The organism is Vibrio sp. Vb0349, assembly GCF_033338975.1.
In genome coordinates this window covers 65,506-85,846 of the sequence record NZ_JAWOTS010000011.1, presented here as the reverse complement: position 1 = coordinate 85,846, position 20,341 = coordinate 65,506, and the positions used below count along the sequence as shown (strand labels likewise).

Below are 20,341 nucleotides of genomic sequence, written 5' to 3'. Positions count from 1 at the left end.
AATTAATGGGGTTATACCTTTGGGTTTTCAACCCCATTCCATTCGATTATTAGATAGGGCGCACACTATCTTTATCAAGCTCTGCAGCAAAACGACGTTCAATAAATTGAACATTTGGATCGTTTTCTAAACTGTTCAGCGCTTGCTGTAATTTCTCTTGGTAGAGCCTATCTCTCAGTTCAAGTGGTGTTTCTCCACTCTCCCCTATTTCGATGCTCATGTGGCACTCTTCACCTAACACGGTATTAAGTGCTTTGAGCAATTCGGCTTGAGCTCTATCAGTATTCAAATGAGCTTGGCTGCTTCTCAATAGTAACGAAACGGTTGTTCCTTCCTTACTATAATGAGAGTTTAGCGCAAGTTGCTCTACCAGCTTAGGGATCTCCATTAAGCTGATTAGCTTCGCCCATTCATTATGTTCTAATGACTCATCGATGAGCTTTTGTGCCATTTCAGGCGTTTTCTCATGCTCAAGTGCCTGCTTGAGCTGCGTAGGTGTCAGTTTTGTATTTACTTTTGTCTCAACAGGCTTGCTTGGACGCCAGCGATACGCTTCCTCAACTTGTGGCTCCGTCGACTTCGGAGCTGAGTTTGGCGACACCTGCGCGGAATTGCCATGCAATTGCGCTACTCGGTCGATAACCGATTCTGGTTGTGCAGATGCCGCTTTAGGCTTTTTTGAGCCACCATTTTGAGGAGTGTTCTGTTGTAGGCCTTGACGCTGAGAACGTAATTGGTGACGTAAACCGCTTAGACCACCGCGCGCCGGTGTTGAAACGCTCTCTTGCACTTGTTGAGGTGGCGTTTCATGTTGCGGTGCAGGGTTTTCGCTCATCGGCGGCGCCATATCATACTGTGGCGGAACCGTCTCATATCCACTCGCGTGATATTCAGGTTGTGAATTGGATGAAGGTTGAGGCGCCACTTGTGGTGAGCTTTGTGCTGGACTCGGCTGCTGAGCTCGAGGAGCTGCTACTGTCCGAGCTGGTGCAGTCTTTGATTGACTGGCACTTTGAACTGGGGCTGAAGCTGATTCGCAGTTACTGGAAACAACATTTGCCCCACTGTTACTTGATGGGCGGAACGCCATCATACGCAGCACAATCATTTCCAGACCGACTCGCCCATTTGGCGAGAGAGTCAAATCTTCACGACCTTTCAATGCAATTTGGTAGTAAAGCTGAACGTCTTGCGGACTTAGTGCTTTACTCAACAACTCGATTCTTTCTGCATCTGGCTGCGCTCGGTCTAGCGACGCTGGCAGCGCTTGATACATCGCAATTCGATGAAGCTGTGTTGCGACTTGCTGCAACAAACCATCCCACTCAACACCATTTGCTGCTAATTGCTGGATTTTATCCATGGCTTGTTGAGGTTGCTTGCTGCTGATTGACTCTAGTAAGTGAATCGCTTGGTCGGTATCAATCGTCCCCAACATGTGGCTGACAATATCGGCTTGCACCGCACCGTTACCTAAAGCAATTGCTTGATCAGTCAAGCTAAGAGCATCACGCATACTGCCATCTGCAGCATGTGAGATCATACCCAACGCTTTTGGCTCTGCTGAAACTTGCTCTTGACCTAGGATGTAATCAAGTTGCTGGTGAATCTCATCAACGCTGATTGGTTTCAGATGAAACTGAAGACAACGCGACAATATAGTGACAGGCAGCTTTTGTGGATCAGTTGTTGCGAGTAAGAACTTCACATACTCTGGCGGCTCTTCCAGGGTTTTCAACAACGCATTGAAAGAGTGACGCGATAGCATGTGCACCTCATCGATGAGGTACACTTTAAAACGTCCACGAGCAGGTTTGTATTGAACGTTGTCTAACAGTTCACGAGTGTCTTCAACTTTAGTACGTGATGCTGCGTCGATTTCAAGAAGATCGACAAAGCGACCTTCATCAATTTCACGACAAGTATCACACTTACCACAAGGTGTCGCGGTAATGCCGGTTTCGCAGTTCAAGCCTTTGGCAAACAGCCTACCGATACTCGTTTTACCCACACCACGAGTCCCGCTGAACAGATAAGCATGGTGTAAACGGTTTTGCGCCAGTGCGTTTTCCAACGCCGTCAGGACATGTTTTTGTCCGACAACTTGGTCAAACTGATTAGGACGCCATTTTCGCGCTAAAGCTAAATAACTCATTGAATGTATTAATGTCCTTCAAAATCGCAGATGCTGTACACGTTTAGACCTAGTGCTTCTAAACGTTTATCGCCACCGATTTCTGGTAGGTTGATAACGAACGCAGCGTGCTCAACTTCACCACCCAGTTGGCGAATCAGCTTAGTCGTCGCTTCAATAGTACCGCCCGTTGCCAATAAATCGTCGACAACCAGTACTTTGTCGCCTTCAACGATGGCATCTGTATGGATTTCTAGTGTATCAACGCCGTATTCAAGCTCATAAGATTGAGCAACAGTAGGGCGTGGTAGCTTGCCTGGTTTACGCACTGGTACAAAACCAACACCTAGCTCAAGCGCTAAAGGCGCGCCAAATAGAAAGCCACGAGCTTCCGTACCCACAACCTTGGTAAAGCCCATATCTTTGTAACGTTCAACAAGTAAGTTGATCGTTGCTTGGTATGCTTTCGCGTCTTCAAGAAGGCTCGTCACATCACGAAATAGAATGCCTGGCTTTGGGTAGTCTTGGATGCTTTTGATGCTAGATTTGATCAGTGAAATTGTTTCTGTAGTCATAATACCGATTTACTTAGATTGGCTCATCGCCCTCTCTAATCGCAGTATCACGAGGGCAACGAACAATAGGTTTTCACCACTATGTGCTTATTTTCGTAAAAGTCACAGGCGCTGAAAATACAAACGCCCACTCGAAGAGCGGGCACACTATTCTCTACAATCTTAGTGATTTTCTTCTCGGTCAGCAACCAACTCAATCACAGGCAGACGCATAAACCAGCTGAGTAAAACGATTAGCATCACTAAAAGACCAATTTTTGCCCAAACGAGGGGGACAACAACGATTGAAACCATGAAACTAAGCGCAATAAAAATCGCACCACGCTTTTTTACTTTTGAAGTAACAGCCCGATGCTTATGCCAATTGTCGAGAATGGGTCCAAACGTTTTGTGGTTATGTAACCATTGATGAAATGCGGGGCTACCACGCATAAAACATGCGCTAGCAAGCAAAATAAAAGGTGTGGTGGGTAAAAGTGGAAGGGCTATGCCGGCTATGCCGAGCACAATACAGAGTCCACCAACAGTATTGAAAAAGTAACGCTTAATACGAATGGTGAACTCCGGTACAAAATAGCTAGATTAAAAGCCTGCGTAACCATTCATTACACGAAGCCAGGTTAGCGTTGCAGGAAGTGTTGGGATCAAAAGAACTGCAATAAAACCTAAAAAGTAAAAAATATTATAAGGCTCTTTAAAATCTTTGTCTGCCATGATGTGTCTTCTCACTAGTTGACTTTGCTTCTCCCAAGGCACAGCGTTAAATTATCGTTGCACAAATGGGTCATTATTGTTTTAAGCGCTGACTATACATTAAACAGCCAAATCTAAACACCAGTAAAAAGTAAGGTTATTAAACTAAACGTATGTTGTTTTGGTGGTTCTAAAAAGATAATAAGCAGCGTAAGGACGCTGCTTATTGGTTTGCAAGTCATAATTATACTAGTCGGGATTTCCGGGTAATACTTAAACTAAAACTTGAAGAACCTAAACACCCGATAGACAACTGTCCTGCAACACTAAGCGGTAAATCGCGGGTGATGAAGTTTTTCATACTTCCTCCCCCTAAACGGTTACCTGCTGCGATGTGTTGATTCATATTTCCGTCAGACCAATGGCTATCTAAACCCGCAGGCAATATAGAGACCGAGGATGAAGCGAGGTCGGCGACACCAAACACAGCATTGACTGCACCCGCACACTCCGAACACTCAATTCCTTTTTCAATGATCCCTACCATGTCCTTAAGATCAGCACTGAAACTTTTCAAGTTACGGAGATAGTCGTCAAACAATGCCCTAACGAGCAATGTCGTCGCAACTCCATCATTAGCTTGGGAAGCAGAATCAACTAGATAAAACGCAAATTGACCATTCATTAACCAACGATAATCGAAAACCAAGGGCATCACATCCGTCGATTGCAATAAACGGTACGAGCAGCGCCAATCTCCCTGAGCAGCATCCTTCTCTGGCAATAGCGCTTGCAGTAAATCTCTTGCCGCACTCGGATTCTGTTGTAAATATTCCAGATGCCAATACAGCTCTTGTTCATCTGGGATTTCACCACCATCATCAACCCTGAACCACTGACTTGAAAAGTCACGTTGTTCTGAGAAGTGGCTATCGGTATCTTCTAGCGTATTCTCTATCGCCTGAGATAGGTGCTCATAATTACCTATCGGTTTAGGAAGAAAATCTTTAATACCAAATCGCAACGCTTTCGCGACATCGGACATTTCATCCGTGCCTGATACCACGATAAGCGGCATATATGGGTATTCGAGACTAACTTCTTCGACGAACTCGATACCATCTAAGACCGGCATCGATAAATCACATAAGATAAGATCGGGTTGGCATTCCCTGAGTTGTTGAAGCGCTTCTAGGCCGTTTTCTGCTTCTACTACTTTAAAACCCTGACTTTCTAAATAGGCATTGGTTACTTTACGAAATATTGGATCATCGTCCACCAACATTATTAGTTTTTGATTAATCACTTCCTGTGCCGAGACCATTGCCGTTTGACTGTGAGTCTTAAACATACCTTTATCCCTCACAAAGCTCAGTCAAAAAAACAGATTTATTATTAAGTCATTATTTTTGTTGTGTTTACTTCCAGCAAAACGTGTCACAGCAAGACCTGAGGCCGCTTTGCCTTGTTATAAAACTTAGCTCGGAAACTGCATTAATACAAATATTACGGCGTATAACAGTATTTACTCAAACAGGGTTGCTGTGTTCAAATGATGCAACATGTTGACTTAAAGCAAGCTTTGATCACAAAGTTAATTATAAATTAACCGTAATCGGTAATTTAATGTGTCTGGAAATATGAAATTAGATGACTTAAACCTGTTTCGACTGGTTGTCGAAAATGGGAGCTACACCGCAACTTCGCGAAAAACCATGATCCCGGTTGCGACCATCACCCGACGCATTCAAGCGCTAGAAGACTCTGTCAATCTTCGACTATTGAACCGTCATGCTCGCAAACTTTCGCTCACTGAAGCAGGGGAACGTTTTTACCATGAGTGCTCTCCTTTACTACAAAGGCTAACAACCGCAGCAGAGGAAATCACTGACGACTGCCGAGGAGCATCCGGCAAGATTAAGATATCCGCGCCTTACAACTTAACTAAACGAATGATGATGCCGATGTTCAACAGCTTTATGAAGCAGTACCCGGACATCAACATTGAGCTAACGACAGAGAATAATGCGGACAAGCTTGACCCTACTGAATGGGATGTAATTTTTCGAGTGGGACCTCAACGCGACTCTAGCCTCATCGCGCGTAAGATTGGCGAAGTGAAGGATATTCTCGTTGCAAGCCCTGACTATCTAACCTCGAATCCTGCGCCACATCATGCAGAAGAGCTCTCTAACCATTCATTGCTAAAAGGGTACCCGCTTATTAAGTGGACCTTAATTAATAGCAAAGGCGAGTCTGTGGTGAATGTTGATCGTGGTCGTTTTCAAGCAAACGCGCTCAATGTGGTGCGCAGTGCTTGTTCCGAAGGTTTAGGCATCACACTAATGCCAGATGTCATGATCAAAGAGTACATCGAGAGCGGCGATTTGGTACGCATACTGCCAGATTGGAGTGCAAACCCGCGCGACATTTATATGCTTTACAACCACAAAGACCACCTGCCAGAGAAAGTTCGCCTCTTTATTGACTTTGTGATCGCTTATAACATTCACTAACTAGATAGCGAAAACAAAAAACCAGAGCCAAAGCTCTGGTTTTTTTACGACTTAAGAAAGCGCATCCTATGCGCCTTCGTTATGAAGCTCTAGATTTGCTAAATCCTGTTGGATTTCAAGTTGTGTTTTCGCATCATCATTACGAAGACCATCTAAAAAATCTAGGTATTGTTGGTCAATATCACCCGTTACGTATTCGCCGTTAAACACGGATGTATCGAACTGAGTAATATCTTGGTTTCCAAGACCTACCGCCTCTACCAAATCTTCTAGACGTTGATAAATAAGCGCATCGGCACCAATCTGCTTACAAATTGTATCGTTGTCACGGCCATGGGCAATAAGCTCTGTAGCACTTGGCATATCAATGCCGTATACGTTCGGGAAACGAACTTCAGGAGCCGCTGAGACCATGTACACTTTCTTGGCACCAGAATCACGAGCCATCTCAATAATCTGCTCTGACGTTGTACCTCGAACAATAGAGTCATCCACCAGCAACACATTCTTACCTTTGAATTCCGAACGAATAGCATTCAACTTGCGACGTACTGATTTCTTACGTTGTTGCTGGCCAGGCATGATAAACGTACGTCCAACATAACGGTTTTTCACGAAACCCTGGCGATAAGGGATATCGATCGCTTGAGCGATTTGCAGTGCAATGTCGCAAGACGTTTCAGGGATAGGAATGACAACATCGATATCAAGGTTTGCGTAATCTTCACGAATACGTTCGCCCAGCTTTTTACCCATTTCAACGCGAGCACTGTATACCGAAATTTTATCGATGAACGAATCTGGACGAGCAAAGTACACGAACTCGAAAATACAAGGGTTCAGCTTAGGATTATCTGCACACTGCTTCGTGTAAAGCTCACCGTCAAACGTTGCGTAAATCGCTTCACCAGGTGCAACATCACGGACGAAATCAAAACCGACCGCATCCAATGCCACCGATTCAGACGCAACCATGTACTCTGCTCTGCCGTTAACTTCACGCTTACCTAAACAGAGCGGGCGAATACCGTGTGGGTCACGAAATGCAATCATACCATGACCAATGATCATGGCGGTCACAGCATAAGCACCGCGAATTGTGCGATGAACATTGGTGACTGCGCGGAATACGTCTTCGGTCGTGACATTTCCTTTTACTGAGTCAATTTCGTGCGCCAGTACATTTAGTAATACTTCAGAGTCTGAAGTGGTATTGATATGACGGCGATCTTTTTCAAACAGCTTCTGACGAACTTCGTTAGCGTTAGTCAAGTTACCGTTGTGGGCAAGTGTAATACCGAAAGGAGAGTTTACGTAGAAAGGTTGAGCTTCTGAAGCGCTTGAACTGCCTGCTGTAGGGTAACGAACATGACCAATTCCGACCTCGCCTTGCAGGCGTTGCATGTGTCTTGCTTCAAATACATCCTTGACTAAACCGTTCGCCTTACGTAGACGAAAACGATTGCTTTCTATGGTACAAATACCAGCGGCATCTTGGCCACGATGCTGTAACACCGTTAACGCGTCATAAATAGACTGGTTTACAGGCGTTGTGCCCACGATTCCAACAATACCACACATGTCCTAATCCTCGATTTGCGACAGTAGCTGGCACTACTAGATAGTGCCAGACAGAAAACTTGATGTTGCTTGTAAATGCTCGAAGAATGGGGCGATGATACGGCTGAACTCAGGGATCAACTGTGAATCTTTCCACCAATCCGAGCTTGGGAATGCAGTAAACGCATCCATAAAAAACAGCACCGCAGAAACAATTAAGACTCCGCGTAGACCACCAAATACAATCCCGAGAATTCGGTCCGTACCTGATAGCCCTGTTTTTTGTACCAGTTGACCAATGACGTAATTCACCACTGCACCAACTACCAAGGTTGCGACAAATAACGCCGCAATCGCCGCTCCGTTACGAAACATATCATCTTCGATGTTGGTGAAGTACACCGCCAATTTGGCATAGTAATTACTGGAGATAAAAAACGCTCCAAACCAAATCACCAAAGACAAAGCTTCTTTAGCAAAACCGCGAACTAAACTGATCAGAGCTGAAAATCCGATCACACCTAAAATGATAAAATCTATCCAATTCATCTTTTCTTCATCTTAAGTTGGCGCGCATTTTAACAGAAAAAATGCTGACGCAAACGTTTTCTTATGGATTTAATGGCTTAAATTTAAGCAATTGACCTTTTGAACCTGTAATTTTTTGTAATTCTTGAACTTGTCGTTCAAGTTTACTTTTTGACACATCAGGGCCAACAATCACTCTCGTAAACTCGTTTTCTTTCTTTGTGTGAGCTTGATAACCACGCTTTTGCAAATCCGCGACAAGCGCGACAGCATTTTCGTGATTCTTAAGTGCCATCAACTGAATGATCCAAGCTGAATCTTCATATTGATTTTTCTCTTGAACAGGACGAGTGACGACCTCAACTTGCTCTGGTTGTTTGATGACCTCAGGTTTAGATGTTGGCGCTGGCTCGGGCTCAGAAACGGCTACTTGAGCATCCTCACGTTCTTGCACTACAGCTTCAACCGGAGAATCCGGTAACGTAATGTCGTCTTCCACTGGCTCTAATATTTCGAAGTTTTCCACATCACTATCAAGTTCTGGTTTGATAGGAATACTGGCAAATTCTTCTTTGTAGTGCAGTTTCTTACCATCTAGCACATCGGGAAGAACAATGACTCCGACTGCGACTAGAATGATGGTGCCGACTAAACGACTTTGGAATTTACTTGCCATCAAAATACCTTTACTTATTTATTATTTGATTGCCAATGTTCCAATACCTCTCCGACGGTATGGAATGAGCCAACCACCAGAATAACGTCTCCTGTCTTTGCGTGGCTTCTCGCACTCTCGAAGGCGTCAACAGGGTTTTCAAAATGAACTTGCCCATCAGGTAAGTATTGGCACAATTCATCAGCGGTCGCCGCTCTCGGTCCAGTAAGCGACGCTGGATACCATTGTGTTGCAACTGGAGTTAGAGCTTCAATGGTTGCTTTAATGTCCTTGTCATGCAGCATTGCAACCACAATATGGATATTCTTACCCAGATATTGTTGCTTCACTCTCTCTACCAAATACTCAGCAGAGTGCGGGTTATGAGCGACATCAAGGACTATTTCAGGTTCGTGATGCAGTACCTGCATACGCCCCGCCAAACGAGCATTATTCAAGCCATTGACAATATTTATGTCAGTGATTTGCAATTCCGAAGCCCCTAGTGCCATCAGTGCAGTGGCTGCATTTTGTAATGGTAGCGATGGGATTGGTAAATCCTCTAACTCAAATGCCCCACTGCTCCATTTCCAACCATTATCAGTTAGTTGGTAATCGTACTGAATACCTACTTGGAAGAACTCAGAACCAATATCGTCAGCATGAGCCGCCACGGTCGCTGGTGGCGTTGGTTGACCACAAATTGCTGGCTTCCCTGAACGGTAAATGCCCGCTTTTTCAAAGCCAATAACATTGATGTCATCACCAAGCCAATCCACATGATCGATCGCTAAGCTCGTAATAACAGAAACATCATGGTCAACAACGTTAGTGGCGTCTAGACGACCGCCAAGTCCTACTTCAAGTAAGACAACGTCAACTTTCTCTACTTGGAAAATACGTAGCGCAGCAAGTGTACCGAATTCAAAGAGGCTAAGGCTAATATCACCACGCTGCTTTTCTACATAATCGAATGCTTCACAGTGCTTTGCATCTACAACATCGACGCCATTAATGCGTACACGCTCGTTGTAACGAATCAGGTGCGGAGAACTGTAAACACCGACTGAATAGCCAGCATCAAGTAAAATGGCTTCCATTAACGCACACGTTGAGCCTTTGCCATTGGTTCCGGCAACGGTGATTACGGTTGGAGCTGGTTTGGTAAGATTGGCTTTGTTTGCTACCGCTTGGACACGGTCTAAGCCTAGATCAATTGCTGAGGAATGAATATTTGCTAAATAATCAAGCCACATCTCTAATGAAGATGTGGCTTGAGGAGTTGGGTTTTGGGTCATCTAACTTTAACCATTAAATTCTTTGGTTTTTATGTTAGTTGATACTTTACCCTTTTTCGTCCGCTTCTGGTACAGAATATGGCTCTTCATTTGGAGATTCGTTAACCGAAACCACCAAAGGAGACTTGTGGTTAGTCATCTTAGCGATAAGACCACCCACACGCTGACGCATTTCACGACGGTCAACGATCATATCAATAGCACCGTGATCAAGTAGGAACTCACTACGCTGGAAACCTTCAGGAAGATCTTCACGTACAGTTTGCTCGATTACACGACGACCAGCAAAGCCAATGAGGGCCTTAGGTTCACCGATGTTGATATCACCCAACATAGCCAAACTTGCTGATACACCACCCATTGTAGGGTCAGTTAGAACAGAAATAAACGGCAGACCTTTTTCTGATAAACGCTCAAGCGCAGCACTGGTTTTTGCCATTTGCATAAGAGACATTAAAGCCTCTTGCATACGAGCACCACCACTTGCTGAGAAACAAACAAGCGCACAGTTATTTTCAATGGCTGCATCCACTGCTTTCACAAAGCGAGCACCAACGACTGAACCCATTGAACCACCCATAAAGGAGAATTCAAACGCACACGCCACAAGCGGCAGACCAAGCAATTCACCCTGCATCACAACTAGCGCATCTTTCTCACCGCTATTTTTTTGTGCAGCAGAGATACGCTCTTTGTATCGTTTAGAATCTTTAAATTTCAGTTTATCCTGTGGCTCAAGTTCAGAACCTAATTCAACTCGATTACCTTCATCTAAAAATGTTTCCAAACGACGACGCGCTTTCATACGCATGTGATGGTTACACTTTGGACAAACTTCTAAGTTACGCTCTAGTTCAGCATGGTATAAAACCTGTTCACAAGAGGTACATTTAGTCCACACACCTTCTGGGATAGAAGCTTTGCGTGAACTTACTAGATTGCTTTTCTCTAAAATCTTTTCAAGCCAACTCATGGAAGACCTTTTCTCTCAACTCTTCCGCTTCATTGCGAAAGATATAAATTCGACATAATACCGACGGATTAAACCATATCTTGCAGCTACTGTAGATAAAAAACTGGTTGTACCTATTTTTGATATCGTAAATAGCGTATGTTTTCCGTTCACATTCAATGTAAACACTACCGATATTTTGAAATAAGTTTGTAAAATTAGTTCAAATTATCTGGTAAAAACAGTGGACCGATCGGCACTTCAGGTAACCCAAACTCTTCTGGGTAGTCTACATCTACCAGGTACAGACCTTCCGCTTTCGCTGTCGCACCCGCTAGTTTGCGATCTTTGGCTTCTAATAACCACTTGATCCATTCAGGACTCTCTTCGCCACGTCCAACTTTTATCAAGCTACCCGTGATATTACGAACCATATGATGCACGAACGCATTAGCTTTAATATCAATAACCACATAGTTCCCATGGCGCGTAACGTTCAGATGCATCAAGTTTCGAAATGGGCTGCGAGACTGACAATGCGCCGCGCGAAACGACGTAAAATCATTTTCGCCAAGTAGGAACTGCCCTGCTTCATGCATTTTTTTCTCGTCGAGCTCACCATGATAGTGACTAACCCCCGAGTTTAGGATGCCTGGACGTAAAGCATGATTGAAAATAATGTAACGATAACGGCGAGCTGTCGCTGAGAATCTTGCATGGAAATCATCTGAAACTTCCTTAGCCCAACGAACCGCTATATCGCTTGGCATGTTCGCGTTTGCGCCCATGGTCCAAGCTACCATTTTTCGAGTAACGTTGGTATCAAAGTGCACAACTTGTCCCGTGCCATGCACGCCTGCGTCTGTCCGACCAGCACACTGAACTTCAACTGGGTGATTAGCGACGACGGACAATGCTTTCTCTAGCTCTTCTTGGACACTTTTCACTTCTCTTTGGCGCTGCCAACCAAAGTAGTTTGTACCGTTGTACTCGATACCTAATGCGATTCTCATCTTAACCTTCGAACTCTAAAATGGGGCGGGAAGTATATACTCAAGTCACCTCAAGTTGCCAGTTTCACCAAGGGTGACATAAAGGTAGCATCCTACTAACGGGACACAAAAAGGGTAGCAAACGCTACCCTTTTGTTTCGGTTTATCGGCCATTAATGGCGTCAATCAGGCTTTTTGCTTCGCGGCGAATATCATCCTCACCGTAAACAATCGCCTCTTCTAGTAGTTTAATCGCCCCTTGAGAATCGTTCATCTCGAGATAGATTTTAGCCAAATCCAGTTTCCCAGCCGCTTCAGCATTGTTATCTACGTCAATATCGCCGATCTCGCCGATAACATCTGGAAACTCGTTCAATCCGACATCGAGCTTAAGGTCTTCTTCTTCGAACTCACCACCTTCTCTGTCGACCTGAGCCATCAATTCATCAATCGTCATAAATTGATTTTTCTTCGGGTCGAAGTCATCCAAGTCGCTTTGCTCTGCCCAGTTTTCTTGCGCGATCTCTGGCTGACTTAGTGCATCACTCGAATTCCAAACATCACGCTGGTCCTCAGGCACTTCTTCAGTAGAACTTACGTTATCAGCAGCGGGTTTAAAGCCATCCCAATCATCTCCAACATCAAGCATGGTTTCAAAATCCATACCTGCACTTGCGATGGTGTCACTGTCTAGTTTACCTTCAAATACTTCTGAGTTTGCGTCTTCCGCAAGAAGGTTAGCCATTGATGATTCATCATCCAAATTACTGAGCGGCTCACCCTCTGTCGCTGTTGGCTGCACTTCTGGGTCAGTATCAAAGCCGTTTTGCTGCGCAAATACTTCAAACAAAGCATCATGATCGTTATCGGCTTGAATAGCTGGTCTCGATGTCTCTGCTTCAACCTTAGGGCTCTCTGGCGCACCCTCGTTCATTGACGCGAGAACATCTTCCTCATTGAACTCTGGAAGATCTTGGTCGTCAAAACTTAACTCTTCATCCTCACCGGAGATTGGTTCTATATCTGCAGTCTCAGAGCTCGGTAATTCTGGCTCTTCTTCCATCGACGCCAAGGCATCTTCTTCGCTGAACTCTGGCAAATCGAGCTCATCAAAATTGAACTCTTCTTCGGACTCAGCTGGCAAGTCGGCTTCAACCTGTTCTGGCTCAACGGACTCGGACGTTTCTAACGCAGGTTCGCCAGCCATAGACGCCAGTGCATCTTCTTCACTGAACTCTGGCAAATCGAGCTCATCAAAATTGAACTCTTCTTCGGACTCAGTTGGCAAGTCGGCTTCAACTTGTTCTGGCTCAACGGACTCGGACGTTTCTAACGCAGGTTCGCCAGCCATAGACGCCAATGCGTCGTCTTCACTAAACTCAGGAAGATCCAGCTCGTCAAAATTGAACTCTTCTTCGGACTCAGCTGACAAGTCGGCTTCAACTTGTTCTGGCTTAACGGACTCGGACGTTTCTAACGTAGGTTCGCCAGCCATAGACGCCAGTGCATCTTCTTCACTGAACTCTGGCAAATCGAGCTCATCAAAATTGAACTCTTTTTCGGACTCGGTTGGTAAGTCAGCTTCGACTTGATCTGGTTTAACGGACTCGGACGTTTCTAACGCAGGTTCGCCAGCCATGGACGCCAGGGCATCTTCTTCACTGAATTCTGGAAGATCCAGCTCGTCAAAATTGAACTCTTCTTCGGACTCAGCTGGTAAGCCTGCTTCAACTTGTTCTGGTTCAACGGACTCGGACGTTTCTAACGCAGGTTCGCCAGCCATAGATGCTAGAGCATCTTCTTCGCTGAATTCTGGAAGATCTAGCTCATCAAAATTGAATTCTTCTTCTGAATCGTTGGTCGACTCAGTTTCCAGCTCCAATTCAGGCTCATCCAGTAGCCAATCTTCTTCTTGTGGAACACCGAATTCATTTTCTATTGTATTTGGTGTCGGCGTGAAGGCTGGAATGTCTTCCTCTTGCTCAACGTGAGGCTGTACCTCAGCACCGGACTCCACGGATGGTTCTTGTGTTGAATCAGTATCGGTAGCCTCTTGTTGTAGTGATGAAGCTTCCTCTATCTCCGTTTGTGTTTTTTCAACTTGCTGCGGTAAATCGTCTTCACTATCAAATAGAGCGTCAAGTTCAGCAGAAAAATCCGCTTTTTCTTGTTCTGTTGGCAGAAGTTCTTCACTGTCTGACTCAAATAGGTCGTCTAGCTCGCTCATTAAAGGATCATTCTCTGGTGAGAGGTCCTCTAAATCACCAAGAAATTCATCGCTGCTAAATGGCTCTGAAGCAGCCTCTGGCTCGGTTAATGGTTGCTCTTTTGCAGCTTGTTGCGTGTCTGGTTGGCTTTCACTTAATAAAGCGTCGATGTCCAATCCAGACTCAATGTCCTGATCTTCATGAGTTTGTTCTGACTCAACTACGGAAGATGGCTTTTCGTCGGCGTCTGGCTCACCAAAACCAAGTGATTTCAGTAACTCTTCCTCTTCCGATTTATTCAGCTCTGGGCTCTCGTCCTCTCGAATCAGATCATCAAACGGATCTAAATCAGCTTCAGTCTCTTCATCAAGTTCAGAGGTAACATCATCAATGAGTTCATCCAGTAAGTCTGTGCTATCTGCGTCTAACTCTTCGATCGAGTCATCACCTTCAAAACCAGAGATTGCTTCTAGCTCGTTTAGTGGATCAAACTCGTCTGTGTCATCTTCATCAAAATCAATGAGTTCATCGAGTAGCTCTGTACTGTTTTCATCTAGAACAGGACCTTCATTGGCGTCAGCTTCTCGAACTTCCGATTCACTAGCCGGTTGTTCATACTGGGCCAATAGCTTATCGATATCGTCGTCAGATGCCTCTCCTACACTAAAGTCATCATCCGAAACGGGCTGTTTTAACTCAGGCTCATCAGTATCTAAATCGAAGTCATCGTTGCCAAGTTCAGCAAACAAGTCATCAAGCATATCCTGGTCGACAGTGTCACTTGGTAACTCTTCTGACGGCTCATCGGCTGCAAGTAACTCGGCAAATGCGTCGTCTGAAAGCGAGTCTGATTTCTCATTCACATCATCCGAAAGATCGAAGCCAGACTCATCATCATCGAGCACTTCTAGTTCTGGAGCAACCTCATCTAAGGCTCGCTCCATTTCTTCTAAACCAAGCGCTTTTTCTTCGCCGTTGACTTGGATACCATTGTTCGATGACTCAAACTCATCCAGACCAACATCTAGGTCACCGTCATCGCCAATATCTGCAAATGGGTCATCGTCCCCTTCCAGATTGAAATCAAGTTCTTCATCGTCGAGGTTAGCAAAGACGTCTTCTTCTAAATCTGACTTCTCTTCTTGTAAAGACTGTGTGTTGATATCTTCATCTGCAAACAATTCATCATCAAGCGTGAGCTCTTCATCCAGCTCATCCGCCGCCTCTAAACCGATTGGCGCCGCAAGAGGATCAACGTTTTGCTGTTCCTGTGCAGCCGCATGTTCCTCTTTCGCTTTAGATCGTCGACCAAGAAGCATAACAACTAGCAACGCAATCAAAGCACCAGGAATTAATGCCGCAAGACCAACAAGCCAACCATTCGACAAAATTTTGTCCATGGTGCTTGGTTGCATGCGTTGTTGTTCAGCAAGGCGCTGGCGCTCTTCTGCAAGCAGCTTCTCGACTTCTGAGCGAATGCGTTCTTCGTCATTCAGCTCGCTTTTCAAAGTTTCGACTTCGCTTTGCACTTCTGACAGCATCAATCGAAGACGATGGTTCTTCTCTTCTAATGAGTCTAATTCACTTTGTGAGCCTTGAAGTTTGTCCTTTAGCGCACTGACCTGCTTTTCACCCTGCGGAGAGGTGGTTACTGGTGGCGCAGGGATGACGGGTATTGTTTTCGGAGTTGGTTTTGGCTCCGTTGCTGCCACTGTCTCTGGCTTAGTCGCAGGCTTGGGTTCTACTTTAATTTGTGGCTTTGGTTGCTCGGTGACTCGTTGTGCTGGCGTCACTCTATTTGTCGGCTTCGGCTGTTTTAACTTAGCTTCATGCGCCTTCATAATCGCAACAGCTTGCGCTGTGGTCGCGCTTTGCACTTGCTCTAGAGAAGGTACTCGTAGCCGACTACCTGGGATCAATTCATGAATGTTTTGGTTCTCAAACGCTTGAGGGTTAATTCGGTAAATGGCAAGAAGCGTTTGTTGAACGGTAACACCGCGTGAAGGTCGTAATTCTGAAGCGATCGACCATAGTGTTTGATTTTCACCAGTCGGACCAAAGAAACGTGACGGTTGAGTATTCGCAGGAGGAGCAGGTAATGCTCGCTCAATATCTTCAGCATAGCTCGGAGATGATTGCACTTCACCAGACGGTCCAACAAGACGAATTCCTTCGGCTTGAACCACTGATGATGTCTGAGTCGCGATCATCAACACAAGGGCTGCTAACAAACGCTTATAATTTTGACGCATAGAAGGCTCAGTTTTGTGCTAAATACAATTTGAAATGGTGATCGGTTAAATATATCGGATATCGCATGCAAAACTATAGCGTTGAGAATAAAAAATGTGTGGCTCTCGCCATATTCGTACTAATCTCACACTATTTTGTTTCGTTCGTACAAAAAAGCCTCGCACTGTGCGAGGCTTTGAAATGAACTGTAAGCGACTTAGTAGTAATCGCGGATCAGAACTTCTGCGATTTGCACCGCGTTAGTTGCCGCGCCTTTACGCACGTTATCAGCAACAACCCACAGGTTTACGCCGCTATGATGGCTGATATCGTTACGGATACGACCAACCATTACATGGTCCTTACCGCCCGCATCGCGAACTTGTGTAGGGAAGTCTTCACCGTGGAACACTTCGATACCGTCAGTTTGTTCAAGCAAGTTAACGACTTCTTGTGCATCGATAGGTGAACGAGTCTCAATGTGGAGTGCTTCTGCGTGACCGTAGAATACAGGAACACGTACACACGTTGGATTGACTGTGATTGATGGATCGTTAAAGATCTTCTGTGTTTCCCACACCATTTTCATTTCTTCTTTGGTGTAGCCGTTTTCCATCATTTGATCGATTTGTGGAATACAGTTAAACGCGATCTGTTGAGAGAATTGCTTCTTGTCTGCAGGCAGACCGTTTAGCAGCTTCGCCGTTTGACCTGCTAGCTCATCAATACCCGCTTTTCCTGCACCAGATACCGATTGGTAAGTTGATACGTTAATACGCTCAATGCCCACCGCATCGTGAATTGGTTTTAGTGCCACCAGCATTTGGATGGTTGAACAGTTCGGGTTCGCGATGATGTTACGGTTACGAAACTCTGCAATCGCTTCTGGGTTTACTTCTGGCACAACAAGAGGAATGTCGTACTCGTAACGGAAGTGTGATGTATTGTCGATAACAATCACGCCTTCATCAGCGGCAATTGGAGCCCACTTGGCTGATAGCTCACCACCAGCAGAAAACAGTGCGATATGCGCTTGAGACCAATCGAACTCTTCTACGTTTTGAACGCGTACCGTTTTACCATTGAAGCGGTAAGTCTTGCCTTCGCTGCGCTCACTCGCGAGTAGGAAGATTTCGCCTACTGGGAATTTGCGCTCTTGAAGCACATCCAAAATTGTTTCACCGACCGCACCGGTCGCACCTAAAATGGCAACATTATATTGCTGGCTCATTGACTTACCTCAATCTGAAAACCTAGTTCTGCTAATGGAGCAAGGTTACATGTTTTGTTACCCACTAGCGTGACAGCGCTGTATTCACGGCGATCCCAGTAGTTTTTACGCATCAGGTCAAAAGCGCCTGGCTTACTGATTTCACGGCGGAAAAGAGCGTCATCTCTACGCACATCATAGATTAACTGCGTGATGTTATGCAGTGTTGCTTCGTCCCAAGCTCTGTCCAATACCATAGTAGGAACAGGCGCGGTTGGCAGTAAATCGCTGGCATGCGCACGTAATTCGTTATTTAAGAACTCACAGTAGCTGTTGAAAATCATCGTTGTACCGCGAGCTTTCCCTTCCAAGCCGTAGCCTGCAACGTGAGGGGTTGCGAATGCTAGCAGAGGCAGAAGCTCCATATCAACCTCTGGTTCAAATTCAAATACGTCGAGTGCCGCTGTAAAGCCATCATTTTTCAAAAGACGTTGCTTCAAAGCAGCGTTGTCAACGATGGGACCTCGAGCCGCGTTAATCAAAATTTGATCGCTGCGGAGACCATTTAATACCTTCTCATCAATCAAATGATGCGTTGGGTATGGGCCATCTTTGGTGATTGGCGTATGTAGTGTAATGATGTCTGAGCTTTCAATCAGTTCTGTCAACGGAGTAAAGCTACGAGGATCACCAGACTCTTGTTTGAATGGGTCATTGATGAGAACTTTCATACCCATGCCTTTCAAACATTTCTCTAGGTAGCTACCTACTTGGCCTGCACCAATAATACCTACCGTCTTGTCAAATACCGAGAAACCTTGTTGCTGAGCGAGCACCATCATCACGCTGAACGCGTATTCCGCCACACCCACTTTGTTACACCCTGGCGCCGCAGTGAAGAAAATGCCTTTCTCTTTTAAGAGTGCTTGGTCAACATGATCCATGCCTGCCGTGGCCGTACCAACAAACTTCAGCTTGTTTGCTTTGCTGATCAGGTCAGCATTAACTTTGGTGACTGAGCGAATCATTAGGGCATCAACATCCACTAAATCATCGGCGGTCAGTGTACGACCTGGTTTTAGAATTACGTTACCGAGTTGGCTGAATAGCTCTTCAGCATACGGCATATTTTCATCAACAATAATTTTCATAGCGCCAGCGTTCTAACATCCATTTGTAAGAGTTCGTTTATTCGCAAGATGCGAAACTAAAGCGATTGTGCCCTTTTCCCGAAAAATCTCAAGATATAACACCAATAAACCTCAAGGAGGTAACTCCTATAGAATCGATTGACGGGAAGCCTAGAGAAAAGCAGAAACAGAGAAAAGAAAAAGCCCGGCTAAATAGCCGGGCAAAGTTCCAGAACAAAAGGATCCTATCCCGCTCTCCATGGGATAGAGTCTGCGTCTGTTCGATCAGTGTGACTGATCAAGCTCTGGAAACTGGATTGTTGGCGTTTACAGTACTCTCGCAAGGCGCCAACAAATTCAGTTAACCTTGGTACTTTTTAATAACCAAAGTTGCGTTTGTGCCGCCAAAGCCAAAGCTGTTTGACATTACGGTCGTTAGCTCTGCATCACGTGCTTCTGTCACGATGTCCAGACCTTGTGCTGCTTCGTCCAAGTTTGAAATATTGATGCTTGGAGCAATGAAGTTTTTGTCTAGCATAAGTGTTGAGTAAATCGCTTCGTGCACGCCCGCTGCGCCGAGTGCGTGGCCAGTCATTGCTTTTGTTGCAGAGATTGCAGGGCTGTTCTCACCAAACAATTGTTGGATAGCACCAAGCTCTTTCACGTCACCAACTGGTGTCGATGTGCCGTGCGTGTTGATGTAATCCACACCATCAACGTCTTGCATCGCCATCTTCATACAACGAATTGCGCCTTCACCTGATGGCGCTACCATGTCGTAGCCATCTGATGTCGCACCGTAACCTACGATTTCACCGTAGATTTTCGCACCACGTGCCAGTGCGTGCTCTAGTTCTTCAATAACCAGCATGCCGCCGCCGCCCGAGATAACAAAACCGTCACGGTCTGCATCGTATGTACGAGATGCTTTGTCTGGCGTGTCATTGTATTTGGTTGACAGTGCGCCCATCGCATCAAACATCATAGTTTGAGACCAATCTAGCTCTTCGCCGCCACCAGCAAAAACAATATCTTGTTTGCCTAGTTGAATAAGCTCCATAGCATGGCCGATACAGTGTGCAGATGTTGCACATGCAGAGCTCATTGAGTAGTTCACGCCACGAATCTTAAATGGCGTAGCAAGACAAGCAGAAACAGTAGAAGACATAGTACGAGGAACCATGTAAGGACCAACTCGCTTTACGCCTTTGGCGCGCATCGTGTCTGTCGCTACCGTTTGATTGTATGCAGAAGCACCGCCAGAACCTGCAACGATACCGGTACGATCGTTTGAAACCTGCTCTTCTGTAAGACCAGCGTCTGCGATTGCCTGCTCCATTGATAGGTATGCATAAGCAGCCGCATCACCCATAAAGCGCATCTGCTTACGGTCGATGTGTTCCGCCGGGTTGATTTTTAGATCACCCCATACTTGCGAACGAAGACCGTGTTCTTTGAACTGCTCAGATGCAGTGATGCCAGATTTGCCCGCTTTAAGAGACGCTAGAACTTCTTCGACGTTGTTACCGATACTTGAAACAATACCCATACCGGTGATTACGACTCGTTTCATTATGACATTCCTATAATTCAAAAATCCGCTAGATGATAACTAAGATAGTCAACAAAAGTGGTCAGCTTTCCCATAAATTCGTACAA

16 protein-coding genes are annotated in these 20,341 nt (G+C 45.3%); 1 reads left to right on the top strand and 15 read right to left on the bottom strand.

Annotation, left to right across the window (positions count from 1 at the left end; genetic code table 11):
• Positions 1–49: 49 nt before the first annotated feature.
• The 5 genes from dnaX to R7Q47_RS13980 all read right to left on the bottom strand — a co-directional run bounded on the left by dnaX (position 50) and on the right by R7Q47_RS13980 (position 4,753).
• Positions 50–2,155: a DNA polymerase III subunit gamma/tau gene (gene dnaX, locus R7Q47_RS14000; RefSeq protein WP_213871950.1), complete on the bottom strand. Its 2,106-nt coding sequence runs from the start codon at positions 2,153–2,155 to the stop codon at positions 50–52.
• Between the two features lie 8 nt (positions 2,156–2,163).
• Positions 2,164–2,709, bottom strand: a complete 546-nt coding sequence (apt, locus tag R7Q47_RS13995; RefSeq protein WP_005380615.1) for an adenine phosphoribosyltransferase — start codon at positions 2,707–2,709, stop codon at positions 2,164–2,166.
• Positions 2,710–2,871: 162 nt separating this feature from the next.
• Positions 2,872–3,258 (bottom strand): YbaN family protein, encoded by a 387-nt coding sequence (locus R7Q47_RS13990; protein WP_372584779.1) that lies wholly within the window; start codon positions 3,256–3,258, stop codon positions 2,872–2,874.
• 33 nt (positions 3,259–3,291) lie between these two features.
• A complete protein-coding gene (locus tag R7Q47_RS13985) occupies positions 3,292–3,423 on the bottom strand; it encodes a hypothetical protein (protein WP_005380608.1) in 132 nt (43 codons plus the stop codon).
• 223 nt (positions 3,424–3,646) lie between these two features.
• Positions 3,647–4,753 (bottom strand): response regulator, encoded by a 1,107-nt coding sequence (locus R7Q47_RS13980; protein WP_203345859.1) that lies wholly within the window; start codon positions 4,751–4,753, stop codon positions 3,647–3,649.
• Between the two features lie 289 nt (positions 4,754–5,042).
• Here R7Q47_RS13980 and R7Q47_RS13975 point away from each other — a divergent pair, with 289 nt between their 5' ends.
• Positions 5,043–5,918: a LysR family transcriptional regulator gene (locus R7Q47_RS13975; RefSeq protein WP_005380599.1), complete on the top strand. Its 876-nt coding sequence runs from the start codon at positions 5,043–5,045 to the stop codon at positions 5,916–5,918.
• A gap of 66 nt (positions 5,919–5,984) precedes the next feature.
• On the opposite strand, the gene purF is transcribed toward R7Q47_RS13975, so the two are convergent.
• The 10 genes from purF to fabB all read right to left on the bottom strand — a co-directional run bounded on the left by purF (position 5,985) and on the right by fabB (position 20,255).
• The gene (gene purF / locus R7Q47_RS13970; protein WP_005380592.1) at positions 5,985–7,499 is read right to left on the bottom strand and encodes an amidophosphoribosyltransferase; all 1,515 of its coding nucleotides are present in this window, start codon (positions 7,497–7,499) and stop codon (positions 5,985–5,987) included.
• A gap of 36 nt (positions 7,500–7,535) precedes the next feature.
• Positions 7,536–8,027 (bottom strand): CvpA family protein, encoded by a 492-nt coding sequence (locus R7Q47_RS13965; RefSeq protein WP_005380590.1) that lies wholly within the window; start codon positions 8,025–8,027, stop codon positions 7,536–7,538.
• Positions 8,028–8,088: 61 nt separating this feature from the next.
• Positions 8,089–8,682, bottom strand: coding sequence for an SPOR domain-containing protein (locus tag R7Q47_RS13960; RefSeq protein ID WP_017820797.1), 594 nt, complete (start codon positions 8,680–8,682; stop codon positions 8,089–8,091).
• Positions 8,683–8,696: 14 nt separating this feature from the next.
• Positions 8,697–9,959 carry a bifunctional tetrahydrofolate synthase/dihydrofolate synthase gene (gene folC / locus R7Q47_RS13955; protein ID WP_053349561.1) on the bottom strand — a complete coding sequence of 421 codons (1,263 nt, stop codon included), beginning with the start codon at positions 9,957–9,959 and terminating at the stop codon, positions 8,697–8,699.
• A 46-nt stretch (positions 9,960–10,005) separates the two neighbouring features.
• Positions 10,006–10,932: an acetyl-CoA carboxylase, carboxyltransferase subunit beta gene (gene accD / locus R7Q47_RS13950; RefSeq protein WP_005380583.1), complete on the bottom strand. Its 927-nt coding sequence runs from the start codon at positions 10,930–10,932 to the stop codon at positions 10,006–10,008.
• 197 nt (positions 10,933–11,129) lie between these two features.
• A complete protein-coding gene (gene truA / locus R7Q47_RS13945) occupies positions 11,130–11,924 on the bottom strand; it encodes a tRNA pseudouridine(38-40) synthase TruA (protein WP_005380566.1) in 795 nt (264 codons plus the stop codon).
• 142 nt (positions 11,925–12,066) lie between these two features.
• Entirely contained in the window at positions 12,067–16,362 is a 4,296-nt protein-coding gene (locus R7Q47_RS13940) for a FimV/HubP family polar landmark protein (RefSeq protein WP_248486904.1), read from the bottom strand.
• A 197-nt stretch (positions 16,363–16,559) separates the two neighbouring features.
• A complete protein-coding gene (locus R7Q47_RS13935; protein WP_005380562.1) occupies positions 16,560–17,573 on the bottom strand; it encodes an aspartate-semialdehyde dehydrogenase in 1,014 nt (337 codons plus the stop codon).
• Positions 17,570–18,703 (bottom strand): 4-phosphoerythronate dehydrogenase, encoded by a 1,134-nt coding sequence (locus tag R7Q47_RS13930; RefSeq protein ID WP_017820801.1) that lies wholly within the window; start codon positions 18,701–18,703, stop codon positions 17,570–17,572. Before R7Q47_RS13930 ends, R7Q47_RS13935 begins: the two co-directional genes overlap by 4 nt.
• Before the next feature lie 340 nt (positions 18,704–19,043).
• Positions 19,044–20,255, bottom strand: a complete 1,212-nt coding sequence (gene fabB / locus R7Q47_RS13925) for a beta-ketoacyl-ACP synthase I (RefSeq protein WP_005380557.1) — start codon at positions 20,253–20,255, stop codon at positions 19,044–19,046.
• Positions 20,256–20,341: the final 86 nt, after the last annotated feature.

Excerpts from the sequence above, each read along its gene's own strand:
- dnaX (WP_213871950.1), bottom strand. The coding sequence starts at position 2,155 with ATGAGTTATTTAGCTTTAGCGCGAAAATGGCGTCCTAATCAGTTTGAC.
- apt (WP_005380615.1), bottom strand. The coding sequence starts at position 2,709 with ATGACTACAGAAACAATTTCACTGATCAAATCTAGCATCAAAAGCATC.
- R7Q47_RS13985 (WP_005380608.1), bottom strand. The coding sequence starts at position 3,423 with ATGGCAGACAAAGATTTTAAAGAGCCTTATAATATTTTTTACTTTTTA.
- R7Q47_RS13980 (WP_203345859.1), bottom strand. The coding sequence starts at position 4,753 with ATGTTTAAGACTCACAGTCAAACGGCAATGGTCTCGGCACAGGAAGTG.
- R7Q47_RS13975 (WP_005380599.1), top strand. The coding sequence starts at position 5,043 with ATGAAATTAGATGACTTAAACCTGTTTCGACTGGTTGTCGAAAATGGG.
- purF (WP_005380592.1), bottom strand. The coding sequence starts at position 7,499 with ATGTGTGGTATTGTTGGAATCGTGGGCACAACGCCTGTAAACCAGTCT.
- R7Q47_RS13965 (WP_005380590.1), bottom strand. The coding sequence starts at position 8,027 with ATGAATTGGATAGATTTTATCATTTTAGGTGTGATCGGATTTTCAGCT.
- R7Q47_RS13960 (WP_017820797.1), bottom strand. The coding sequence starts at position 8,682 with ATGGCAAGTAAATTCCAAAGTCGTTTAGTCGGCACCATCATTCTAGTC.
- folC (WP_053349561.1), bottom strand. The coding sequence starts at position 9,959 with ATGACCCAAAACCCAACTCCTCAAGCCACATCTTCATTAGAGATGTGG.
- accD (WP_005380583.1), bottom strand. The coding sequence starts at position 10,932 with ATGAGTTGGCTTGAAAAGATTTTAGAGAAAAGCAATCTAGTAAGTTCA.
- truA (WP_005380566.1), bottom strand. The coding sequence starts at position 11,924 with ATGAGAATCGCATTAGGTATCGAGTACAACGGTACAAACTACTTTGGT.
- R7Q47_RS13940 (WP_248486904.1), bottom strand. The coding sequence starts at position 16,362 with ATGCGTCAAAATTATAAGCGTTTGTTAGCAGCCCTTGTGTTGATGATC.
- R7Q47_RS13935 (WP_005380562.1), bottom strand. The coding sequence starts at position 17,573 with ATGAGCCAGCAATATAATGTTGCCATTTTAGGTGCGACCGGTGCGGTC.
- R7Q47_RS13930 (WP_017820801.1), bottom strand. The coding sequence starts at position 18,703 with ATGAAAATTATTGTTGATGAAAATATGCCGTATGCTGAAGAGCTATTC.
- fabB (WP_005380557.1), bottom strand. The coding sequence starts at position 20,255 with ATGAAACGAGTCGTAATCACCGGTATGGGTATTGTTTCAAGTATCGGT.